Source organism: Nocardia brevicatena NBRC 12119 (assembly GCF_000308495.1).
In the GTDB taxonomy this organism is placed as follows: domain Bacteria; phylum Actinomycetota; class Actinomycetes; order Mycobacteriales; family Mycobacteriaceae; genus Nocardia; species Nocardia brevicatena.
Map to the genome: position 1 here is coordinate 53,608 of NZ_BAFU01000052.1, position 21,202 is coordinate 74,809.

General features: G+C 66.2%; 20 protein-coding genes and 1 pseudogene. 10 read left to right on the forward strand and 11 right to left on the reverse strand.

The genetic code is table 11. From position 1 onward, the window contains the following. Nucleotides 1–301: 301 nt before the first annotated feature. Nucleotides 302–1,294 (reverse strand): isopenicillin N synthase family dioxygenase, encoded by a 993-nt coding sequence (locus ON20_RS11765; RefSeq protein ID WP_040835243.1) that lies wholly within the window; start codon nt 1,292–1,294, stop codon nt 302–304. Between the two features lie 319 nt (nt 1,295–1,613). Between ON20_RS11765 and ON20_RS11770 the strand changes: the two genes are divergently transcribed. The 3 genes from ON20_RS11770 to ON20_RS11780 are packed head-to-tail and all read left to right on the forward strand — an operon-like array spanning nt 1,614 to nt 4,139. Continuing rightward, entirely contained in the window at nt 1,614–2,441 is an 828-nt protein-coding gene (locus ON20_RS11770) for a MetQ/NlpA family ABC transporter substrate-binding protein (protein ID WP_051162281.1), read from the forward strand. Nucleotides 2,442–2,470: 29 nt separating this feature from the next. Beyond that, complete coding sequence (locus ON20_RS11775; RefSeq protein WP_040835333.1) at nt 2,471–3,466, forward strand: methionine ABC transporter ATP-binding protein; 996 nt, start codon at nt 2,471–2,473, stop codon at nt 3,464–3,466. Further along, nucleotides 3,435–4,139 (forward strand): methionine ABC transporter permease, encoded by a 705-nt coding sequence (locus ON20_RS11780; protein WP_438803406.1) that lies wholly within the window; start codon nt 3,435–3,437, stop codon nt 4,137–4,139. Before ON20_RS11775 ends, ON20_RS11780 begins: the two co-directional genes overlap by 32 nt. Nucleotides 4,140–4,334: 195 nt before the next feature. On the opposite strand, the gene ON20_RS11785 is transcribed toward ON20_RS11780, so the two are convergent. Both ON20_RS11785 and ON20_RS11790 read right to left on the reverse strand, forming a co-directional pair. Then, the gene (locus ON20_RS11785; protein WP_157228806.1) at nt 4,335–5,291 is read right to left on the reverse strand and encodes an alpha/beta hydrolase; all 957 of its coding nucleotides are present in this window, start codon (nt 5,289–5,291) and stop codon (nt 4,335–4,337) included. 555 nt (nt 5,292–5,846) lie between these two features. Further along, a complete protein-coding gene (locus ON20_RS11790) occupies nt 5,847–6,875 on the reverse strand; it encodes a sulfite exporter TauE/SafE family protein (RefSeq protein WP_083864859.1) in 1,029 nt (342 codons plus the stop codon). A 76-nt stretch (nt 6,876–6,951) separates the two neighbouring features. On the opposite strand from ON20_RS11790, the gene ON20_RS11795 reads away from it, so the two are divergent. After that, nucleotides 6,952–7,290, forward strand: coding sequence for a hypothetical protein (locus ON20_RS11795; RefSeq protein ID WP_157228807.1), 339 nt, complete (start codon nt 6,952–6,954; stop codon nt 7,288–7,290). Between the two features lie 69 nt (nt 7,291–7,359). Here ON20_RS11795 and ON20_RS11800 read toward each other — a convergent pair whose 3' ends face one another. From ON20_RS11800 to ON20_RS11825, 6 genes are read right to left on the reverse strand one after another with little or no spacing between them, the layout of a single operon-like run. Further along, nucleotides 7,360–10,041 (reverse strand): fumarate reductase/succinate dehydrogenase flavoprotein subunit, encoded by a 2,682-nt coding sequence (locus tag ON20_RS11800; protein ID WP_040835337.1) that lies wholly within the window; start codon nt 10,039–10,041, stop codon nt 7,360–7,362. A gap of 11 nt (nt 10,042–10,052) precedes the next feature. Beyond that, nucleotides 10,053–10,802: an ABC transporter ATP-binding protein gene (locus tag ON20_RS11805; protein ID WP_040835247.1), complete on the reverse strand. Its 750-nt coding sequence runs from the start codon at nt 10,800–10,802 to the stop codon at nt 10,053–10,055. Next, nucleotides 10,799–11,653, reverse strand: a complete 855-nt coding sequence (locus ON20_RS11810) for an ABC transporter permease (protein ID WP_083864860.1) — start codon at nt 11,651–11,653, stop codon at nt 10,799–10,801. The genes ON20_RS11805 and ON20_RS11810 overlap by 4 nt, the downstream gene beginning before the upstream one ends. A 2-nt stretch (nt 11,654–11,655) precedes the next feature. After that, on the reverse strand, nt 11,656–13,032 hold the full coding sequence (locus tag ON20_RS11815) for an ABC transporter substrate-binding protein (RefSeq protein WP_040835248.1): 1,377 nt from the start codon (nt 13,030–13,032) through the stop codon (nt 11,656–11,658). Between the two features lie 7 nt (nt 13,033–13,039). Beyond that, a complete protein-coding gene (locus tag ON20_RS11820) occupies nt 13,040–13,267 on the reverse strand; it encodes a 4Fe-4S dicluster domain-containing protein (RefSeq protein WP_040835249.1) in 228 nt (75 codons plus the stop codon). Beyond that, the gene (locus ON20_RS11825; RefSeq protein ID WP_051162288.1) at nt 13,268–14,050 is read right to left on the reverse strand and encodes a GntR family transcriptional regulator; all 783 of its coding nucleotides are present in this window, start codon (nt 14,048–14,050) and stop codon (nt 13,268–13,270) included. It lies immediately after the preceding gene. On the opposite strand from ON20_RS11825, the gene ON20_RS36315 reads away from it, so the two are divergent. From ON20_RS36315 to ON20_RS38780, 3 genes are all read left to right on the forward strand, one after another. Next, a complete protein-coding gene (locus tag ON20_RS36315; protein ID WP_157228808.1) occupies nt 14,049–14,678 on the forward strand; it encodes an NUDIX hydrolase in 630 nt (209 codons plus the stop codon). The genes ON20_RS11825 and ON20_RS36315 overlap by 2 nt on opposite strands. Continuing rightward, on the forward strand, nt 14,656–15,405 hold the full coding sequence (locus ON20_RS38775) for an RsbRD N-terminal domain-containing protein (RefSeq protein ID WP_245547183.1): 750 nt from the start codon (nt 14,656–14,658) through the stop codon (nt 15,403–15,405). Before ON20_RS36315 ends, ON20_RS38775 begins: the two co-directional genes overlap by 23 nt. Nucleotides 15,406–15,621: 216 nt before the next feature. Then, nucleotides 15,622–15,939, forward strand: coding sequence for a PucR family transcriptional regulator (locus ON20_RS38780; RefSeq protein ID WP_245547184.1), 318 nt, complete (start codon nt 15,622–15,624; stop codon nt 15,937–15,939). A 50-nt stretch (nt 15,940–15,989) separates the two neighbouring features. On the opposite strand, the gene ON20_RS11835 is transcribed toward ON20_RS38780, so the two are convergent. Further along, nucleotides 15,990–16,901: an AMP-binding protein gene (locus ON20_RS11835; protein WP_051162230.1), complete on the reverse strand. Its 912-nt coding sequence runs from the start codon at nt 16,899–16,901 to the stop codon at nt 15,990–15,992. A 358-nt stretch (nt 16,902–17,259) separates the two neighbouring features. Then, nucleotides 17,260–18,117, reverse strand: coding sequence for an alpha/beta fold hydrolase (locus ON20_RS34355; RefSeq protein WP_218002505.1), 858 nt, complete (start codon nt 18,115–18,117; stop codon nt 17,260–17,262). 276 nt (nt 18,118–18,393) lie between these two features. Between ON20_RS34355 and ON20_RS11845 the strand changes: the two are divergent. The 3 genes and pseudogenes from ON20_RS11845 to ON20_RS11855 all read left to right on the forward strand — a co-directional run bounded on the left by ON20_RS11845 (nt 18,394) and on the right by ON20_RS11855 (nt 21,199). Continuing rightward, nucleotides 18,394–19,489: pseudogene (locus tag ON20_RS11845) on the forward strand (ABC transporter substrate-binding protein). After that, nucleotides 19,486–20,322 (forward strand): ABC transporter ATP-binding protein, encoded by an 837-nt coding sequence (locus ON20_RS11850; RefSeq protein ID WP_040835250.1) that lies wholly within the window; start codon nt 19,486–19,488, stop codon nt 20,320–20,322. Before ON20_RS11845 ends, ON20_RS11850 begins: the two are co-directional and overlap by 4 nt. Further along, nucleotides 20,315–21,199 (forward strand): ABC transporter permease, encoded by an 885-nt coding sequence (locus ON20_RS11855; protein WP_040835251.1) that lies wholly within the window; start codon nt 20,315–20,317, stop codon nt 21,197–21,199. Before ON20_RS11850 ends, ON20_RS11855 begins: the two co-directional genes overlap by 8 nt. Nucleotides 21,200–21,202: the final 3 nt, after the last annotated feature.

The following is a 21,202-nucleotide window of genomic DNA, read 5'->3' on the forward strand; positions in this document are numbered from 1 at the left end:
CTTCAGGTGTCGAAACTCCTCGGATAAAAGGAGTTTCGACGTTGCTGTAGAGGCGTGGCGGTTCTGCGCGCCGGGCGCGCCGTGATCTGCGTTCCCGCCGTCCATATGAGCGCGGCAGACCCCGCGAAAGCGTCACCGGGTGAGATAACTCGGTGCCGCAGCGGCCGCAGTGAGCGAACCGCGGCGCACGACCGCTTCGAGTACCGACGATCGGCGGATGTCGACCACTCGCCACCGTAGGCGGCGGCGCGTTCGGGTCGAACAGTTGCGCTCAGCGAAAACGTAATTCCCGTCGTTCGGCTCAGTAGCTGCTCACCGGGCCGGTGGGCGCTATGCCGTGATGCAGTTCGGCGACGTCCGGGTGGGCGCGGGTTCGTGATTTCCATGCGTTCTCGCCGTAGGTGTCGAAAATCGGATTCGCCGGGTCGGCCTCCACCCCCCGCGACCGCGCCGCCCGCTCCGGTGACAGTTCGATGATGGGGATCCGCGCATCGAGTGCCGGGTTGAGGAAGTACGGGATGGAGACGCGGTCGGTGCCCGGTGCGGGGGCGAGCACACGATGTCTGGTCGCCCGCAGATAACCGCCGGTGGCGACTTCGAGCAGTTCACCGATATTGACGATGAACGCTCCCGGTCGCGGTGGCGTGTCGATCCACTCGCCGGACGACAATTCCACCTGCAACCCGTGCGAATCCGGTTCCACCAGTAACAGGGTCAACACTCCCGAATCCTTGTGCGCCCCCACCCCCTGTGTGGTCTCCGCGCTGCCCGGGTAGCGCACCACCTTGATCAGTGTCGCGGGACGGTCGGCGAAGGCCGGGTCGAATATGTCCTCGGCCGCGCCCAGTGCCACCGCCCAGTGCCGCAGCAACCGCAGCCCGACCACCGACAGGTCCACACTCCATGCTTCGAACGCCGGCCGCAACTCCGGCAGCGCCGAGGGCCACAGATTGGGCCCCTGCAACCGCCGGTATCCCTGTGCGTCGGGGATCGCTTTCCGGTCCGGGCCGATATCGATCTGTTCGCGCCAATCCACCCGACCGTTGGTGAGCTCGCCGCCCAGCCGCGAATATCCGCGGAACTGCGGACTCTTCAACTGGGCGATCTCGTTCTTGGCGGCGGCGGGCAGGGCGAAGAACCGCCGGGCCAGACCCAGTATCTCGTGGAACCGATGTGGCGCGATCCCATGGCCGGTGAGGTAGAAGAACCCCACCTCGTGGGTGGCCACCAGCAGGTGGGCCCGAAACCGGTCCGGGTCGGTATCGGCATCACGCAGATCGAGAACGGGAAGCATACGATTCTCCTAACTTGTCTCCGGTGCAGGGAAGAAGTGCCTGGCCGAACCCGGCGGACCCTGGTGTCGGCGAGGCCGTCACCCGCGCGAATCGAAGCAGTGCGGACCGCCGGCGGGAATGGTTATTACGAGGGTGATTCGAAACCCCGGACCAGACCGTATCGACTCCCTGGTCCGCGCGGGGATTTCGTTCACGGAAATCGGAATCATTGCCCGGTCCGACGGGCCCCGATTGGATGGACGGGTCATATCGCGACGAGCATCGGGAGCACGAGTGGGTTTTCATCGGGTAGTGGCCATCCCGGTCCTGGTGGCGGCCATGGCGCTGGGGCCGACCGGCTGTGGCGGCGACACCTCGGGTTCGGAGACGGTGGTTCGTATCGGCACGACCGAGAGCGACCGATCCTGGGAGGTCTTCGAGGACAAGGCCGCCGAGCAGGGCATCACGCTGCGGGTCACGAACTACTCGGATTATTCCCAGCCGAATATCGCGCTGTCGCAACGGCAGGTCGATGTGAATCTGTTCCAGCATCTGCAATTCCTGGGACAGTACAACGTGTCGGACAATGCCGATCTGACGCCTATCGGCGCCACCCAGATCGTGCCGCTCGGCCTCTACTCGAAGAAGCACACCGCGGTGACCGATATCCCGTCCGGCGGTGAGATCGCGATCCCCAACGACCCCAGCAATCAGGCGCGAGCACTGTTCGTGCTGCAGTCGGCCGGGCTGGTGAAATTGTCGTCCGATACCCGGGCACCCTCGCCCGCCGATATCGACCAGGGTGTGTCCAGGGTGAAGGTCGTCACGGTCGATGCGGCGCAGACGGCGCTGTCGTTGAATTCGGTCGACGGCGCGGTCATCAACAACACTTTCCTGGAACGCTCCGGGATCGATCCCGAATCCGTGCTGTACAAGGATGATCCGTCGAGTCCGGGCGCTGAACCGTATATCAACGCCTTCGTCGCACGCACCGAGGACAAGAACAACCCGGTGTACCTGAAACTGGTGGAGATCTGGCACGATCCGCAGGTCCAACGGGCGGTCGCCGAAGCGTCGAAGGGAACCTCGGTCGAGGTACGCCGGTCCGGTCCCGAACTCGAGCGTATCCTGCAACAGGTCCAGCAGACCATCCGCGAGGGACGGTGACCCCGCTGGGGTCCGCACGGACGGATTTCGTGCCCGCTGTCGAATTCCGTTCGGTGGGAAAAGTTTTCCGCGCCGGCAAACAGGAGTACACCGCACTGGCCGATATCGATCTGCGGATCGAGCAGGGTGAGATCTTCGGCGTGATCGGCTACTCGGGCGCGGGCAAGAGCACGCTGGTGCGATTGATCAACGCTTTGGAACGGCCGACCAGCGGTACCGTGCTGGTCGGCGGCACCCCCATCACCAGCGTGCCGGAGAAGCAGGTGCGCCGGCTGCGCCGGGATATCGGCATGATCTTCCAGCAATTCAACTTGCTGCGATCCCGCACCGCCGCCGGCAATATCGAGTACGCGCTGAAGGTGGCGGGCCGGCCGCGGGCCGAACGCCGGGTCCGGGTGGCCGAGCTACTGGAATTCGTCGGCCTGTCGGATAAGGCCGGCAGCTATCCGGACCAACTCTCCGGCGGTCAGAAGCAGCGGGTGGGTATCGCACGGGCCCTGGCCACCTCGCCGTCGCTGCTGCTCGCCGACGAGGCGACCTCCGCACTCGACCCGGAAACCACCGGCGAGGTGCTGCGCCTGCTGCGCAAGGTCAATCGGGAACTGGGCATCACCATTGTGGTGATCACGCATGAAATGGACGTCCTCCGTGCGGTCGCCGACCGGGTGGCGGTGCTGGCGGAGGGTCGAATCATCGAGCTGGCGAGCACATTCGAGGTATTCGCAGCCCCGCGTTCGGCGCCGACCCGCTCGTTCGTCGAGACCGTCCTGCACAATCGTCCCGCCCCCGAGGAACTGCGCCGCCTCGGCGAACTGCACTCCGGACACCTTGTCACGGTCGATATCGACGACGAGCGCGGTATCGGCCCCGCCCTGACCGCCGCCGCGCACAGCGGGGTCCGGTTCGAGGTCGTCTACGGCGGGGTGAGCACGCTCCAGGGCAAGACCTTCGGCAGTATCACGCTCGCGCTCGACGGCCCGCCGAACGCCGTCGATGCGGTGGTCGCCGAACTCCGGCGGCGGTGAGGAGAAATCGGTGCAGACGGATTGGGACAAGCTTCGGCCGGTTCTCTTGGAGTCGATCGGCACGACGATCTACCTGGTGGCGGTCACTTTCGTGGTGGCGGGTCTGATCGGCCTGTCCCTCGGGACCGCCCTCTACACCACCCGCAGGGGCGGTTTGCTGGCCAATGCGCCGATCCATCTCCTGCTCAATGTCGTGGTCAATATCGTCCGGCCCATTCCGTTCATCATCCTGCTCGCGGCACTGGGTCCGATCACGCTGAATGTGGTGGGGACCACCATCGGCACCGAAGCCGCGCTGTTCGTGATGATCGTGGCGGCCTCGTTCGGTATCGCCCGCATCGTCGAACAGAACCTCGTCACCGTGGATCCCGGCGTGATCGAGGCGGCCCGCGCGATGGGTGCGGGGCTGCTGCGCGTCATCCTCACGGTCCTGATCCCGGAAGCCCTGGGACCGCTGGTGCTCGGCTACACCTTCGTGGTCATCGCGATCGTCGACATGTCCGCCATGGCGGGCACGGTGGGCGGCGGAGGCCTGGGCGATTTCGCCCTCGTCTACGGGTACCAGCGCTTCGACTGGGAGGTCACGCTGGTGGCCACACTGCTGATCATCGCCGGTGTGCAGGCGATCCAGTTCCTGGGCAACCGGATCGCGCGGAAAGTGTTGCGCCGCTGAGACCGCGCCCGTGGTCCCGCCGGGTCCCCTCGCCATGGGCGACGCTGAGGCGCCGGCTTCGCGGCGAGGCGGACCACATCGGGTCCCGATGGCTCAGGTGGTGCCCGCCTCGCCTGCTTCGGCGACTGGCCCGATGTCGATTCCAGCGGTCGCACCTCAACACGCACACAGCCCGACCGGTGGACTCTCGGGTGGTCAGCTGTCGGTGTTCGCCTCGACCCACTTCTGTGCGGCGGTGAACCATGCGTTCGCGTTGTTCGCCAGGTTGATGCAGTGGCCCGCGTTCGGAAGGACATAGCCCTCGAGTACCGGTGCGTGCGGGAACAGGGGTCGTTCGTTCGCCACCCACGCGGCGGCATCCTGGCACGGCACACCCGGAGCGCAATGAAACAAGGCCTCCGCGCTGCCGATGGCCAGCAGCACCGGTACGGCGACCTTGTGTGTCGCCTTCGTGGGCGCTGTGAAGTCCGCGAGTGCGTCGACCATTTCGCCCACCGGGAAGGAGTCCATCGACGAGTTGTCCGCGGCGACGATCGACTCGTCGGTGTCCGGAGCGTGAAACATTCTCGTTCGCAGCTCGGCCTGGATTACCAGGTCACCCGGCGAGCGGTGCCGCAGGGTCTCGACTCCCGACAGCGGAGCCGGGAGGGCCGATTTACCGCCAAAAGTTGCGTTGATCGCTTCCGATTGAACCCAGCTGGAGATCCCGGACAAGATCACCGCATCGGCATCACGTGGATACATGTCGGTGTGCCGCAGTGCGGTGTAGGAGCCGATCGAATGACCGACCAGCACCACCGTGGTGAACCCGTGCCGGGTCCGCAGCCAGTTGATCGTTTGGTGCAGGCCTTCCGCGTTCGCGGTGAAATTCGCCGTGGTGGGATCAATATACGACGATGCTCCGGTATTGAGGCGGTCTACCGCGAAGGTGGCGAATCCGGCGCTATTGGCCACAGCGGCATAGGAACGGCCCGGCCACATCCAGTAGGAGTGGTTGTAGGTACCGCCTGCGACCAGTAGCTGGACGGTTTTTGCCCCGCCCGCGGGTATGCAGAGCGAGCCGGCGAGTTCCGCGCGGGTCGGCACGGTGACCGCGACCCGTTGATCGGTGCATGTGGGTGCCGCCGCTGCTGCGGGCGCCGTTTCGAACATGGTAACCGCGGCCGCGGCGGCAGTGCATATCACCACCGACACTCGCGCGATGCGTGTCGCGATCCATCGTCTCCGCCCAGATCTGTTGTTGTGCATGGTTCTTTCTCTCGGTACTCCCTGCGCTTCACTTCCACGAACCGGCCCTCGTGGGTGTCGAGTTCTCCCTCGGCCACAGCTCGGACTTTTACCGTGCCGGCTACCCTTTCGGGCGTGGTATGAGGGAAATTCCTACTTCCGGCGCCGGTTCGTACGCCATCCTGCTGGAGTTGGTGTCGGCGTGTTGTGGAAATGGCCGATCCGACTTCCCGGTTGGTTTTCGGCCGATCCGGTTCCACTCGCCCCTGTGTCGATGTCGTGACGAGCGAACGGTGTTCACCGTCGACGGTCGTCACCGGACCGGGTCACGCGTTCGTGATATCCCTTCTCGGATATTTCGTTGCGGGCAACCTTGCGACGCACCAGAGCTCGCTGCCCGGTGATACCACGGTGCCCGGGCCGACCGGACTACCCGGTCGGCCCGGGCACCACATTCACCCTGGGCCTTGTTCTCCGGTCTTATCGGGCCGGTGCCCCCGCGGCGTCGGGCACGCCACCGGATTCCACGGAGTCGACGGTCTCGGCGGAATTCGAGTCGATCCGCTCGACGATGGACTCGAGTTCGACATCCGTGTCTGCGGTTTCGGTATCCGCGGTCGCGGTACCGTCCGCTTCCGCATGCGCCGCCTCTCGCCGTGTCCGCAGCCAGGCGTACGCGGTGAGTCCGATCGCGGCCGCGACGATCACCACGTAGGACACGGTGCGCGGCGCACCCTCGATACCGAAGAATTTGAACAGGGCGCGCGCGTTCGTCAGGACGAGCAGACCGCCGACCCCGGTGCCCAGCACCGCCGGCGCCACCCGGCTCACCAACCAGGCCGCGAGCGGCGCGGCGAGCACGCCGCCGATGGCCAGGCCGGCGATGATCAGCAGGTTGTCGAAGAAGTCCGACCCCAGCCCGAGCAGGAAGCCGACACTCGCCGCCGCGGAGACGATGAACTCCGACGCGCTCACCGACCCGATCACCGTCCGCGGAGTGGTCTTCGCCGTGGTGAGCAGTGTGCTGGTGGTGACCGGTCCCCAGCCGCCGCCACCGCTGGCGTCGATGAATCCGCCGAACAGGCCGAGCGGCGTCAAGAATGTGGCGGTGTGGGGAGACTGGCGGGACGTGGTGAAGGCCGGGGGCCGGGCCGAGAACCGATAGACCAGGAACACGCCGATCGCCAACAGGATGCCGGCGGTGACCGGCGCCGCCGCCTCGGTCGAGATCCGCGACAGTACGGTGGCGCCGAGGAAGGCGCCGATACCGCCCGGAACGCCGAGCCGCAGCACGACCCTCCAGTCGACGTTGCCGAACCGCCAGTGCGACGCGCCGGAGACGAGTGTGGTGAAGACCTCCGCGAAGTGCACCGCGGCACTCGCATGCGCCGCCCCGGTGCCGGTGAGCACCAGCAGGGTCGTGGCGGTGACACCGAACGCCATCCCGAGCGTGCCGTCGACGAGCTGCGCGCCGAGACCGACGAAGATGAAGATGATCAATTTGGCCATGCTGGTGCTCCCCAAACCTCAATAGAGGCCCTGAACCTATGTGGCGACAGCGTCCGTGACACGGGTTGCGATCACCGTGAACAGAACCCTCCTCGAGCGGTCGCGGGAGGCGCGGACCGCGCAGCGAACCGGCATCGCCGATTTCGATACCGTCGATGACGGCGGTATTCCGTCCGACGCCCTGGCATTTCCGGTCTGGCCGGGAAGGTGGAATCCGATCGCGGCGGGAGGCTGCTCCACAGAAGCGGTGAGGTCACTCGTGTGGAGAGTGGCGCAGGAGCCCTTCGGCGGCGACACCGATCAGTGTGTCGGCGCGTTGCCCCGGATCGGGGAGGGATCCGGTCGCCAGGGATATGCCGTTGGCGAGGACGAACAGAACCGCACCGTCGAGCTGCTGAGGAGCCTGGCGTCCTGACCCGGCACCGGGTACCGGTCACCGGCGCGCGTCACGACCCGCCGCGACCGGTACCCGGTGCCGCCGGTATCAAGTGGCCAGCGCTCGGCGGGCGTAGGCGCGGACATCGGCGTCCGGATCGTCGACGGCTCGTTCCAGTGCGGCGCGGGCGGCCGGGTGCTCGGGCCGGTCGGCCAGTGTCAGGACCGCCGCCTTGCGCACATCCAGGTGAGGGTCGGTAAGCGCCTCGGACAGGGCCGGGAAGGCGGTGTCGGGGTCGGCCGCGGCCAGGCCACGGGCGGCACCCACCCGAACCTGCCAGGCCGTATCGCGCAATGCGGTGTGGATTTCGGTGACATCGTCGGGTGTTGCTCCGAGGTCGGCGAAGGCGGTGAACGCGGCGGCGCGGACGAGTGGGTCGGGATCGCCGGCGAGAGTGCGGACCACATCGGCGCCGCCGGTGCCGATGGCGGCCAGACCTTGGACGACGGCGATGCGAACCTCCCGATCGGGGTCGTCGGCCGCGGCGGCGATCGCGGTGTACTGGTCCAACGAGACCAGCGCCCGGATCGCTTCGATCCGCACCCGGTGGTCGGGATCCGCCGATGCGGTGACGTACTGTGCCGCGGTTCCCGCCCGCAGGGCACGGAGCAGGTCCAGGACGGTGGCCCGGACGACCGGGTCGGGGGAAGAGAGCCGGTCCGCGAGGCCCTCGGCCGAGGGCAGTACCTCCACGAGTTCGCGCAGCGCCGCCGCCGCGGCCCGCCGAACCGAGGACGCCGCATCGTCGAGGGCGCCGACGAGCAGCGGCGCGAAACCGCCCGGAGTGTGTTCGGTGAGTGCCGCGACCGCCGCGGCCCGGACGACGGCCTCGTCGTCGGCGAGGTAGCCCTCGATATCCTGCGCGGTCGGTGAATCCAGGGCCAGGAGGGCGAGGATCTGCGGCGACGGCGGGGTGGGCGGTTCCCCCGCCGACCGCGCGACACGCGAGTCGGCAGCCGCCGGCGGACGATGGTCGACGAGTTCGGGCTGCGGGATGATCTCGGGCTCGGCCACCGCCGGCAGCTCGTCCAATCCGGGCACCGGTACCAGATACGGCGCCACCGGACGCTTGAGGAACTCCATCGACCCGTCCGCGCTCTTGCGTAGGTTCAGGTGATACCGCCACGTCCGGTCGTCGCGTTCGGGCAGGTCGGCACGGTCGTGATACAGACCCCAGCGGGATTCGGTGCGGGTCAGGGAACTGCGTGCCGCCATCTCCGCGCAGTCGCGGATGAACGACACCTCCACCGCCCGCATCAGCTCGTGCGGGGTGCGGGCGCCCATCTCGGCGATCTCGGCGCGCATTCGCTCGAATGTCTCCACCGCGATCGAGAGCTTGGTGGCCGTTTTCGGCGGCGCCACGTAGTCGTTCACGAAACGGCGCAGTTTGTACTCGACCTGGGGCTGTGGCGGACCGTCCGGGTGGCGCAGTGGGCGGTACACGAGTTCGTGCGCGGCTTCGAGTTGGTCGGCCGGTAGGTCGGCGGGGGTCGTGATATCGGCCAGTGTGCCCGCGGCGTGCGTGCCGGCGAGCTCGCCGAAGACGAACGCGCCGATCATGTAGTTGTGCGGGACACAGGCCAGGTCGCCGGCGGCGTACAACCCGGGCACGGTGGTGCGGGCGTTCTCGTCCACCCACACACCTGATGCGGAATGCCCACTGCACAAACCGATTTCGGAGATGTGCATCTCGATATCGTGGGTGCGGTAGTCGTGCCCGCGGTTGGCGTGGAAGGTGCCGCGGGTGGGGCGTTCGGTGGTGTGCAGGATCCCCTCCAGCGTGGAGAGGGTCTCCTCCGGCAGGTGCGACACCTTCAGGTAGATCGGGCCGCGCGCGGACTCGATCTCGCGTTTCACCTCCGCCATCATCTGTCCCGACCAGTAGTCGGAGTCGACGAACCGTTCGCCCCGGGCGTTCACCTGGTAGCCGCCGAACGGGTTGGCGACATAGGCGCAGGCCGGGCCGTTGTAGTCCTTGATCAGCGGATTGATCTGGAAGCATTCGATGCCGCTGAGTTCGGCCCCGGCGTGATAGGCCATGGAATAGCCGTCGCCGGCATTGGTCGGGTTCTCGTAGGTGCCGTACAGGTAGCCCGAGGCAGGCAGGCCCAGGCGACCGCAGGGCCCGGTCGCCAGGATCACGGTCTTCGCGCCCACCGCGTAGAACTCACCGGTGCGGGTGTGCAGGGCGGCGGCCCCGACGGCCCGGCCGCCGGAGGTGAGGACACGCACCGGCATGAGCCGGTTCTCGATCCGGATGCGTTCCCGCATCTTCCGCTGCCGCAGTACCCGATACAGGACCTTCTTGACGTCCTTGCCCTCGGGCATCGGCAACACATACGACCCCGACCGGTGCACCCGGCGCACCGCGTAGTCGCCGTAGGCGTCCTTCTCGAATTTCACCCCGTAGCGCTCGAGTCGCTGCACCATGGCGAACCCGCGGGTGGCGGTCCGGTGCACGGTGCGCTGGTCGACGATGCCGTCGTTGGCGCGGGTGATCTCGGCGACGTAGTCCTCCGGTTCGGCCTTACCGGGGATGACGGCGTTGTTCACCCCGTCCATGCCCATCGCCAGGGCCCCGGAGTGTCGGACGTGCGCCTTCTCCAACAGCAGAACGTTCGCGCCGTGTTCGGCGGCGGTGAGTGCGGCCATGGTGCCGGCGGTGCCGCCGCCGATCACCAGCACATCGCAGTCCAGCCGGACGGTGCGGGCGAGATCGGGGATGCGGATGGTGGGCGCGGTCATGACAGGGCCGCCAGGATCTCGGCGCGTTCAGCGCGGCGTTCGTCGGCCGTACGCGGATTCGGTACGTCGACGAGCGCCCGCAGCGGTTGGCCGGCGCGGTCGAGCACGGCGACCCGGTCGCCGAGCAGCAGCGCCTCGTCGACATCGTGGGTGACGAAGACGACCGTGGTCGGATGGGTGCGCCACGTGTCGATGAGCAGCCGCTGCATGGTGGCGCGGGTCTGAGTGTCCAGGGCGCCGAACGGTTCGTCCATCATCACCGCGCGCGGCGCCCCGGCCAGCCCCCGCGCCAACTGCACGCGCTGGCGCATCCCGCCGGACAGGCTCTTGGGCAGATAGTCGCCGAACCCGGTGAGACCGACCTCCTCGATCCATCGGTCGGCGACCGCGCGGCGGCCCTCCTCGGGTTCGCCACGGAGTTTCAGGGCCAGTTCGATATTCGAACGGACAGTGCGCCAGGGGAGCAGGGCGTTGTCCTGGAAGACGACCGCGCGGTCGCGGGAGGTGGTGGTCACCGGTTCGTCATCGGCGAGTACCCGGCCCGAATCCGGGCGCAGCAGCCCGGCCAGCGCCCGCAGGACGGTGGATTTACCGCACCCGGACGGTCCGGTCAGTACCAGGATCTCGCCGGGGCGCACCTCGAAGCCGAGGCCGGCGATCACCGGTGTGTCGGTATAGGACAGGAAGACATTGTCCAGTCGCAGCCGCAGTCCGGCCGTCGTGACGGAGTCGAGGGCGCTGGTCATCGCGCGTTCTCCTCTCCACGGGGCAGCCAGCGTGTGACGCGGCGGCCCATGAGTTCGACGGCGGCCGAGGTGGCGAACCCCAACACACCGATCGTGATGATGCCGACGAAGACCCCGGGGTAGTCGACGATCGTGTACGCCTGCCAGGTGCGGTAGCCCACGCCGAGGCGGCCGGAGATCATCTCGGCGGAGATGACGCAGATCCACGCCACCCCGATACCGACCGACAGGCCCCCGAATACGCCCGGCAGCGCACCGGGGAACACCACCCGCGCCAGCACGTCCCACCGGTTGCCGCCGAGGGTGCGTACGGAATCCTCCCACAGCGTGGGCAGGGCCCGTACGGCGTGCCGGGTGCTGACCATGATGGGGAAGTAGGCGGCCAGGAAGGTGATGAAGACGATGCCGGCTTCGTCGTCGGGGAACAGCAGAATCGCGATCGGCACCACCGCGATGGCGGGTACCGGCCGGGCCAGTTCGGCCAACGGGCCGAACAGAGTGGAGAACCAGCGGGAGCGGCCCAGCGCGATCCCGGTGCCGACCCCGACGACCGTGGCCAGACCGAAACCGCTGAGGATACGGATCAGCGACTGGGCGAGGTCCAGGTAGTAGACGTCGGTGCCGAGTTGGCGCCACAGGGCCGAGAAGATCTCGGTGACCGTCGGCAGGGTGTCGAACCGCAGCCAGAGCCGGATGCCGGCCGCGGTGAACAGCTGCCACAGCAGCAGCGCCGCCAGGACCGAGCCGATCCGCGCGACCCGGGCCGGCCAGGGCGAACCGGGCCGTTTGTCGGTGTGCTCGGTGGTGTCGGTGACTGCGACGATATCGGCCGGGACGGCGGTGACCGTCATACTCATGATCGGACCTCCGTGATGGCCTGGTCGTAGCTCACCGGAACGGCCGTCGGGTGGGTCTGCCGATAGCGCTCGGCGGCGGCGTCCGTGGTGAAGGGAAAGAAGAGGTCGCCGTCGCGCAACCAGACGGCCTTGTCGGCGAACCAGCGGGTACCCAGCTCGGCGTCCAGAACATAGGCCTCGCGGACCGTTTCCCCCTTGGTGCGTGCGGTTTTCACGGCCCGCAGCAGGGCGTTCGGGTTATCGGCCGGTTGGGTGGTGGCCTGTTCGGCAAGCCAGAGCTCGTTGCCGGAGCCGGCGGTGCGGTTCGTCGGGTCGGCCAGCGCGGCCTCGTAGTCGCTGCCGCGCTCGGCGAATGCCTTCCGAATGGCCGTGTCGTCGACGAACGCGTCGATGTCCAGGTCGGCGAATTCACCGATCGTCTTCAGATATCGCACATCGTCGGTGAACGCCGCGATGAGGCTCGGCTTCAACGTGGTGTCGAAGGAGGTGCCGCCGGGACCGTTGTAGAGATACACCACTTCCTGGGGCAGACCCGAGCCCTCGGCCACGATCCGGGCGGCCTCGAGGGGGTCCTGTCGGAGGAATTCGGTGGCGTCCAGCTGCGCCTGCAGGAACGCGTCCAATACCTCCGGATGCTGTTCGCTGTAGTCGGTGCGGGCGACCACCCCGTGGAAGGTGGGCACGTTCAGTTCCGCGCCGTCGTACAGCAGTTTCGCCTTGTCCTGGAACACCAGCAGTCCCGGCCAGGCCACGAACTGCGATAACGCGGCCACCTGGCCGGACTCCAGCGCCGAGGCACCCACCTGGGGCTGTTGGTTGAGCACCTCCACACCCGTGTTCGGGTCGATCCCGGCACGGGTCAGCGCCTGCACCAGCGTGCCGTGACCGGCGGATCCGACGCTCGCCGACACCTTCTTCCCGCGCAGGTCCGCCAGGTTGTTCGCCGGTGAGTTCGGCGGCACCACGACCATATTGAGCGCGCCCTTGGGGTTGTACCCGGTCACCGACACGAATTCGGTGCGCGACCGTTCGTTGACCTGGGTGCGGGAACCGTTGATGAGCAGCGGATAGTCGCCCATCGATCCGATATCGATCTTCTCCGCCACCATCTGCGCCGTGATCGGCGCACCCGTGTCGTAGTCCTGCCACTCCACCTGATACCGCGCGCCGCCGCCGTCGGTGATCTCGTGCAGCCGGCGTTCCAGGTACCCCTGCGCCCGCAGCAGAGTGCCGGCGGTGACGGTATTGATGGTCTTGGACTGGTATCCGACGACCACCCGCACGGTGTCGCCGGACGCCGCCCCCTCCAGCGCGCACCCGGTGAGGGTGAGCGCGAGGGCGGCGGCGAGGATAAGGAAACGTCGTGTACGCATGCTGGGTCTACCTCAGGAGATACGGCATATTGACGGTGACGGCCCCGGTCGGGCAGCGTGCGGCGCACGGCCCGCAGTACCAGCACTCGTCGACGTGCATATAGGCCTTGCCGTTATCGGGGTTGATGGCGAGCGAGTCGAGGGGACAGATCTCCACGCACAGGGTGCAGCCCTCGATGCACAGTGATTCGTCGATGGTGACCGGGATATCGGCGCGCTGGTCGGCGAGAGCCATCTACAGCACCTTCCATTCGGGAATAGATCGAACAAGATTGCCGCGCAAGGTGATTCGGTCACCGCGCATATGGATGTACTCGAGGTCCACCGGGGTGCCGTCGTCGAGCCGGGTGAGCCGTTCGAGCATCAACAGCGCCGACGCCGGCGGGACGTCGAGGGTGGCGGCGGTGTGTCGGTCGGCGGGCACCGCCTCCACCGCCAGGTCGGCCGAGCCGAGTGACTGCCCGCTCAGCCGCTCCAGCAGAACGAAGATGTCGGTGTCGGCCAGATCGTGGTCGAGCACGCGGGTGCCGATCTCGGGGGAGAGGTAGGTGAGGTCCAGACTCAGCGGCTGTTCGTCCAGGAACCGCAACCGCTCCACGTAGACCACGTGTTCACCCGGTTCGAGACCGAGACGGCGCGCGACCGCGGGCGGGGCGCTGATCCGCATGGCCGCCCGCACCTCGTTGCGGACGGTGCCGTGCCCGTCGAATGTCTCCTGCAGGCCGAGCAGGGCGTCGAGGCCGTGGTCGTATTTCCGCGACGCCACCCGCGTACCGATGCGTGGCGCCCGGGCGATGAGCCCTTCGTCCTTCAACAGGGCCAGCGCGTCTCGGATGGTGTTGCGGGAGACCTGGTGCTCGTCCGCCAGTTCCTGTTCACTCGGGAGGGTCTGTCCGAACGTTCCCGCGTGGATCTGGTGGCGCACGATATCGGCGATGCGCCGCGCCTGGTCGGCGCGTAGCAGCCGGACGGGCGCGGCCTCGGCCGCTTGCTCCGTGTTCTGGTCTCTGACCTGCATGAACACCGACGATAACGAGGCGGCGGGGCTGTTTCTCGCCTCGTCCGCAGTGCTCGCGAGCCGATGGATACCATTGCGCCGGCCGTGCCGTGGTATGACCTGGGGAGATTCCTCCGGTTTCCGGTATTACGCCATCTCGGGCGCCGTGCCGGCGGTTCGAATCACGCCGATTCGAATACGAGCGCATGAAGGAACTACGGCTGCGTCTCGGAGGTTTGCAGCGCCGAGCGGCCATCCGCAGGCCGACGGGTCGATGATCGATACCGCGATCCGCGAAGCGGCCGAAGAGGTCGGGATGACGATCGCGCCGGAAGAGCGGCGTTCGGCCGCATTATGCACCACTTGTCGTCCGCCGGCCGGATGGTGTTGTCTCCGCTCCGTTGACGGGCGCGGCGTAAAATACGTAGATCACATCACGGGTATTTCTTCCCAGATCATCGAAATGATCGTGTTTCGCATGTCTCGACGATCAGCGGCCTTTATCACGGATTCATGGCTCGGTACTGTGGTCCGTCCCTCGAGTTCGTCGGGGATTCGTCGCCGGAGAACGATATCAACTGTGCGTTGTGCCGCGGCGGTGACCGCAAGTAACTACTATTTCGATCGTGACGGCTTTTCGTCGCGATGATGCCGAAGTGGGCCAGTGGGTTGCGAGGATCGCCACCCGCATGAACGAGCGGGCGGTGGATATCAGCGCGGGTATCTATCGCGGACCCGAGAACGATATACCCGAGTTGCGTGCCAACAGTCCTGCCATCGAATTACTCGGTGCCAGCGTGAGTGGAAACGTAGACACACTGCTGCATGCCCTTCGGCACGACATCCCGGCGGCGCGGATCCGACTTCCTACCGCAGCCATCGAGTACACCAGGCGCTTGGCTCAGCGCGATACTCCTGTCACTGCCTTGACCCGTGCTTACCATGTTGGCCAGTGGCGGATGACCGAGCTGTTCTTCGCGGAACTGGAGACCGTCGATATCGCCCCGGCGGATCGGATCACCGTCGCGGAAGCGATCACCACCAGACTGTTCGCCTACCTGGATCAAGCCGTCCAACAAGTTATCGCGATATATCAACACGAGCGCGAGCTGTGGCCGGAGGCCGGCCACAGCATGCGCGCGGTTCGCGTCCACGAAGTGTTGGAAGGAGAGCGGACCGTCGACGTCGACGAAGCCACCGCATCGATCCGCTACCCACTGCACTGGTATCACCTGGCGCCGGTCGTCTGGTATCCGGACGTTCGCGCCCGCGGTGACGAGCTGGTCAGGCTACAACGATTCGTCCGCGAATCGGCTCACGCGGCGGGGACCGGCATGAGCCCACTGGTCGTCGCCGACGATCGATCGTGCGTCTGAGCGTGGTTGCCGTTTCGGTCGGCGCAGCCCCAGGCCGTTGCCGGGGTTCGTGGTTTCGCCGCCGGGTGCCCTGATGCACCACAGGTCACGATCGGCACGATGGCCTCCGGAGTGTCGGGCTTTCGCCGATCACATCAGCTCGCCCAGCGTGCGCGCTCTGTCGTGTTGGCCCGAGGAGGCACCGAGCCGAGTGGTGTCGCAGCCGATGATCCGGGTGTGTCGGGGGCGGCCTTACTCGGCAACGAACTCGCGGAGGCCAGACAATGGGTCGGCGAGGTGCTCGGAGACCTGGCCGTCGACAATGACAACAATGCGCGATTACGCGAGACACTGCGGGTGTTCCCACTCAACCGAGCCGGCTACAAAGCGGCAGCCGCGGAACTCGACCTGCATTTCAACACGGTGAAGTATCGGATCGAACGGGCGGTATCCCAGCGCGGTAGGGACATCTCCGAAGACGGACTCGACGTCGAACTCGCACTGCTCATCTGTTACTGGTATGGATCGACAATCCTGCAGCCCGATACCACGTGAGGGCGCAGATGTAGCAGTGCCGGAGGCGGTCGCGTTTCCGGCGCCATGGTCTACGATGCGCGTGGTGCGAGTGCCGAGGAACAGGCCGAATGCGCCCGCTCATAAACCTCCTTCAGCCCGTAGCCGTTGATGATCGGTATCCCATAGCGGTGTTCGAACGTGGTTCGCAGTTCGTCGCCGGCCCGGGTCTCGCAGCAGATGGCGAACCGAACCGACGAGATCTCCGGTCGCGCTCGGCCGGGCAGGGCGGACAGCGCCGTGTACATGGCAGGCTCCGCAGAGAAGTAGGTGGCACGACCGTGCTGGATCTGGTCGAAGACCATCCGCGGGCTGTTCGGGCCGGCCATGGTAACGCCGCCACCCGCAAGCAGCGGAGATAAGATGCCCACCACGATGCCGTTGATCCGAGACGACGACATGGCCACCAGATTGTGGTCGGTATCGGTCAGCGCGAAGACCTCGACCACGAATCGGGACAAGGCGTCGAGGTTACCGTGGTCGAGCAGCATGCTCTCGCCTTTGCCGGTGTGGGTGATCAGCGCTGGTGCGTTATCGCTCGGTTGTGTCGCGATGATGTCGGTACCCGCCACAGTGAGCTCGTCGGCGGGTATGACGGCCTGGGCCGACGGGGCACGCACCAATGGCTGCGCGGCGATGAGAACCTTCGCACCCGCATCGAACTGCTGAAATCCGATATCCGCGGCGGTCGCCAAGGGGTCGACCAGGGTGACGGTGGCGCCCAGCCGCCAGGCGGCGAACATTGATACCACGAGTGTGGCGGTGTCGGGAAGTGCGACTGCCACCACGTCGCCGGCCGAGACGCCCGCTGCTCGCAAGGACGTGGCAGCCCGCCGAACCGCAGCCAGAAATTCGCTGTTGCTCAGGTCGATGCTGCCATCGGCAACAGCCGATGCCTGCGGCGCGGCAGCGGCGCGACGATCCGGAAGGGCCGAAAGAAGCATACGAAGTCCTCGGGAAAGGTTCAGTATAAGACTGAAGACCACGGTAGGAACCGCCCCACGGTTTGGCACTGTCTCATAGCAACCAAATCCGGCCTGGGCTTTATCGCCAAGAAACAGAATCGGGACTGCCTGGATTTATGCTCCTGATCTGTGGGAATTCATCTTCGTCCCACCACTACAGGCCTGTACAACTCGAGCCCGAGTGGTGTCGCCATCTCGATCGGGCATTCTTGCCCGCCCCGTAGGACCGAGATCTCCATAGCCATCGGACCGAAACCGAGATCAATTTCGACGGGCCGCCCTCGGCCGTAGGTAACAGATTAGACCGATACGGCTACGTCGTCGATCCTTCCCGAGTTCACGTTGCTGATCGCGTAGAGGTAGAGCCTGCCCCTCGGCGGGGCGCGCCGATCCATTCCATGATCAGGGCATTGACCCGCGCCGGGTCCTCGAGCTGTATGAAGTGGCCGACTCCCTCGAGACGTTCGTCTCGTGATCCGGCCGGCAGCGTCTCGGGGAACGCTTCCTGGAGCGCGGCCTGCATACGGCCGTCCTGGGCGCCGTGCAGGTGGAGAGCCGGCGCTTTCGGAGCAATGCCGAAGGTGGACTTCACACCGCCTCGGAGATTGTTGCGGTAGTAGCGCAACGCGGCGCGGCGCCTGCCCGGTTCCGCCGGCGCGCGGAATACGTGCTCGATATCTTCTCGTCCGTCATAGCCCGGAGACCAGTCGCGCCAGAGCTTGGGAATCACCCGGTCTTGGCCGCGCCCGGAACCGAGCAGTTGATTGAAGACGAAGTACCAGCTCATAAAGGCCTGACGCAGGCCGATGGGGATGGTCTTCACTCTCGTGAACGGCCGGAGGATCGCCGCGGGCGGCGGGACCGCGAGACATACATAGCTGCGGAAGCGGTTCGGTTCGCGATCGGTGATCGCCCATGTCGCGACCGCTCCCCAATCATGGCCGATCAGAACGGAGTTGCCGTCGCCGCCGAGGGCCGAGTGCAGCGCGGCCTGGTCGGTGATGAGATAGGAATCGTTCGGGGCGAGGTCCGTCGGTGCATAACCGCGGGTGAAGGGGCTACGGCGCGGTAGCCGGCTCCGGGCCGAGGTGACGCCAGGTGTGGGCGTTGTCCGGATAGCCGTGCACCAACAGTGCCGTCGGGCGTCCGGCTCACCCCAGGCAAGTGCGGAGAAGGTAAGGCCGTTGGCCTCGATGCGTAACTATTCCATGCCGCCGACGATACCGTTATCGGAAATATTGTGGGACAAGATGGAATCCCTGCTGCTGCAATCCTTTTAAGCAGTGCCGACAATGTCCGCGCCGATGATTGTAAACCTACCGGGCCAAGAGGTAACACTGATCGACGGGAATCTCGAGAAGTCGGGCGGCCGTTGCCGAGGAGTTCTACTCGGGCCGATGTAAACCATTCAACCGTTTGCCGCCCGATGCCACCATGACAAGTCCCACGACCCAGATCGCAAGGACGAGCCATGATCCGACAATCGAGACCCGCAGAGACGAGACGGCGACCACCGCTGTTGGTGCTCGCCGCGGCGATGGCCGCGCTCATGCTGTGCCTGACCGGCTGCGGGGCCGGGGAAACGGCCAAAACCGCGGACGGTAGGACCATCCTGCGATACCAGGGTTGGACCGGCGATGTGGAGTTCCACGAGCTCGCCGAGGAACTCGGCTACTACCGGCACGTGAAACTCGAGTGGGTCGGCGACACCGCGAGCGGCCCGCAGGACATCCAGGCAACCGCCACCGGTGATATCGATTTCGGGTCCGCCTTCAACGGTGCGGTCGTGAAGCTCAATGCCGCCGGTGCGCCGATCCTCTCGCTGCTCAGCTCCTACGGTGCCGACCAGGGCGAGTACCACGGCTATTACGTACTGGAGAACAGCCCGATCCGAACGGCGCGCGACCTGATCGGCAAGAAAGTCGGCATGAACACGCTCGGCGCGCACCACGAATTCCTGGTCCGCGAATGGCTCGCGCAACAGGGACTGACCCCGGACGAGATCAAAACGGTCCAGTTGACCGTGGTGCCGCCGATGAACACCGAGCAGGCGTTGCGCGAGGGGCAGATCGATGTCGCGACCCTGGGCGCGATTCATCGGGAGAAGGCGCTCGAACGCGGCGGAATCCGGCCGCTGTTCACCGACCGGGATCTGTTCGGCGCGTTCGGCTACGGAACGTATGTGATGCGCGACGACTTCATCGCGAAAGAACCCGGAGGCCGTGCGGGATTTCGTGCAGGGCACCGCCCGTGCCATCCGGTGGACGCAGGTGACCCCGCGTGAGCAGGTGGTCGCCAAATTCCGGGAGATCATCCAGAAACGCAATCGCAACGAGGACACCAAGAAAATCGAATACTGGCGCAGTTCCGGTATCCCCGTGCCGGGCGCGGTGGTCGCCGAGCGCGAACTGCAGACCTGGATCGATTGGCTCGTGCGCAACGGTGAGCTGGAGGAAGGGAAATTGGTGGCGAAGGACCTGTACACCAATGAATACAACCCGTACGCCAACGGTACCTACACCGAGAACAGCGGACCCGACGGACAACCATTGGCGGGCGGAAAATGAGTACGAACACCACACCGAAACTCCGCCTGGAGCAGGTGACCAAGCAGTTCCCGATCCGGGGACAGAAAAAAGATTTCACCGCCATCCGCGATATCACCATCGACGTGGCCCCCGGTGAGTTCCTGGTCCTCGTGGGCCCTAGTGGCTGCGGGAAATCGACCCTGCTCGACCTGCTGGGCGGGTTGAGCACGCCGACCTCCGGTCGCATTCTGTTGGACGGTGAGCCGCTCACCGGTCCCGGGCTGGACCGCGGCATCGTCTTCCAGCAATACGCGCTGCTGCCGTGGCGCACGGCACGCAAGAACATCGAATTCGGACTGGAGGTCAAGGGTCTCCCGGCTGCCGAGCGCCGGGAACTGGCCGAGCATCACCTCGAGTTGGTCGGCCTGCAAGGGTTCGGCGACCGGCATCCGCACGAACTGTCCGGCGGTATGAAACAGCGGGTCGCCATCGCGCGCAGCCTCGCGTTCGACCCCGAGGTGCTGTTGATGGACGAGCCGTTCGCCGCGCTGGACGCGCAGACCAGGGAATCGCTGCAGGACGAGTTGCTGCGCATATGGGAGGCCACCGGTAAGACCATCCTGTTCATCACCCACGGTATCGATGAAGCGATCTACCTCGGACAACGGGTCGCGGTGCTCACGTCGCGGCCCGGCCGGATCAAGCACATCGTCGATATCGACATCGACCGCGATGTCGACGATGTCCGTTCTGCCGCCGGATTCCGCGCCCTGCGCCATCGGATCTGGTCGCTGCTGCACGACGAGGTGGAACGGGCGCGCTCGCAGGAGTTTGCCGAGATCACGACAAGCGAAGAGGCACAGCATGTCTAGCGCCGTAGTCACCCCGACCGCGGGTGCTCTGCCCATCTCCGAGACGAGCTCCGCGCCCCTCGAGGCCGCGCCGTCGGCATCCGGTTCGGTACTGTTCCGCGCTGCCGGCCGGCGTGCGGGTGGCCTGGGTTGGCGGGTTTTCAAATCGGCGATCGCGGTTCTCGCGTTCCTTGCCGTCTGGGAGGCGGCCCCACGCGCCGGACTGGTGGACAAGGTCTTTCTGCCACCCTTCAGCGAGGTCGTCGACGCCTTCTTCAACCTGGCCGGAAACGGGCAACTCTGGGAGCACGTATCGACCAGCCTGTCGCGGGCCCTCGCCGGATTCGCCGTCGCGGTCGCGGTCGCGATTCCGCTGGGCGTCGCGATCGCCTGGTATCGGCCGGTCGCGGAATTCCTGAATCCCATCCTTGAACTCTTCCGCAATACCGCGGCCCTGGCGCTGCTGCCGGTGTTCGTGCTGATTCTCGGTATTGGTGAGACGTCCAAGGTGGCGCTGGTGGTCTACGCGTGCGCGTTCCCCATTCTGTTGAACACCATCACCGGAGTGCGCACCGTCGATCCGCTGCTCGTCAAATCCGCGCGGTCTCTCGGTATCTCACCGTCCGGGTTGTTCCGGAAGGTGGTGCTGCCCGCCGCGGTGCCGACCATCTTCACCGGTCTGCGCATGGCCGCCGCTTCGTCCATCCTCGTACTGATCGCCGCGGAAATGGTGGGTGCCAAGGCCGGGCTCGGCTATCTGATCACGGCCTCCCAGTTGAACTTCCAGATTCCGAACATGTACGCGGGCATCATCACCATCGCGCTGGTCGGCCTGGTCTTCAATGCTCTCATCGTCACCCTGGAGCGCCGGCTGTCACGCTGGCGTCCGACACACTGAACG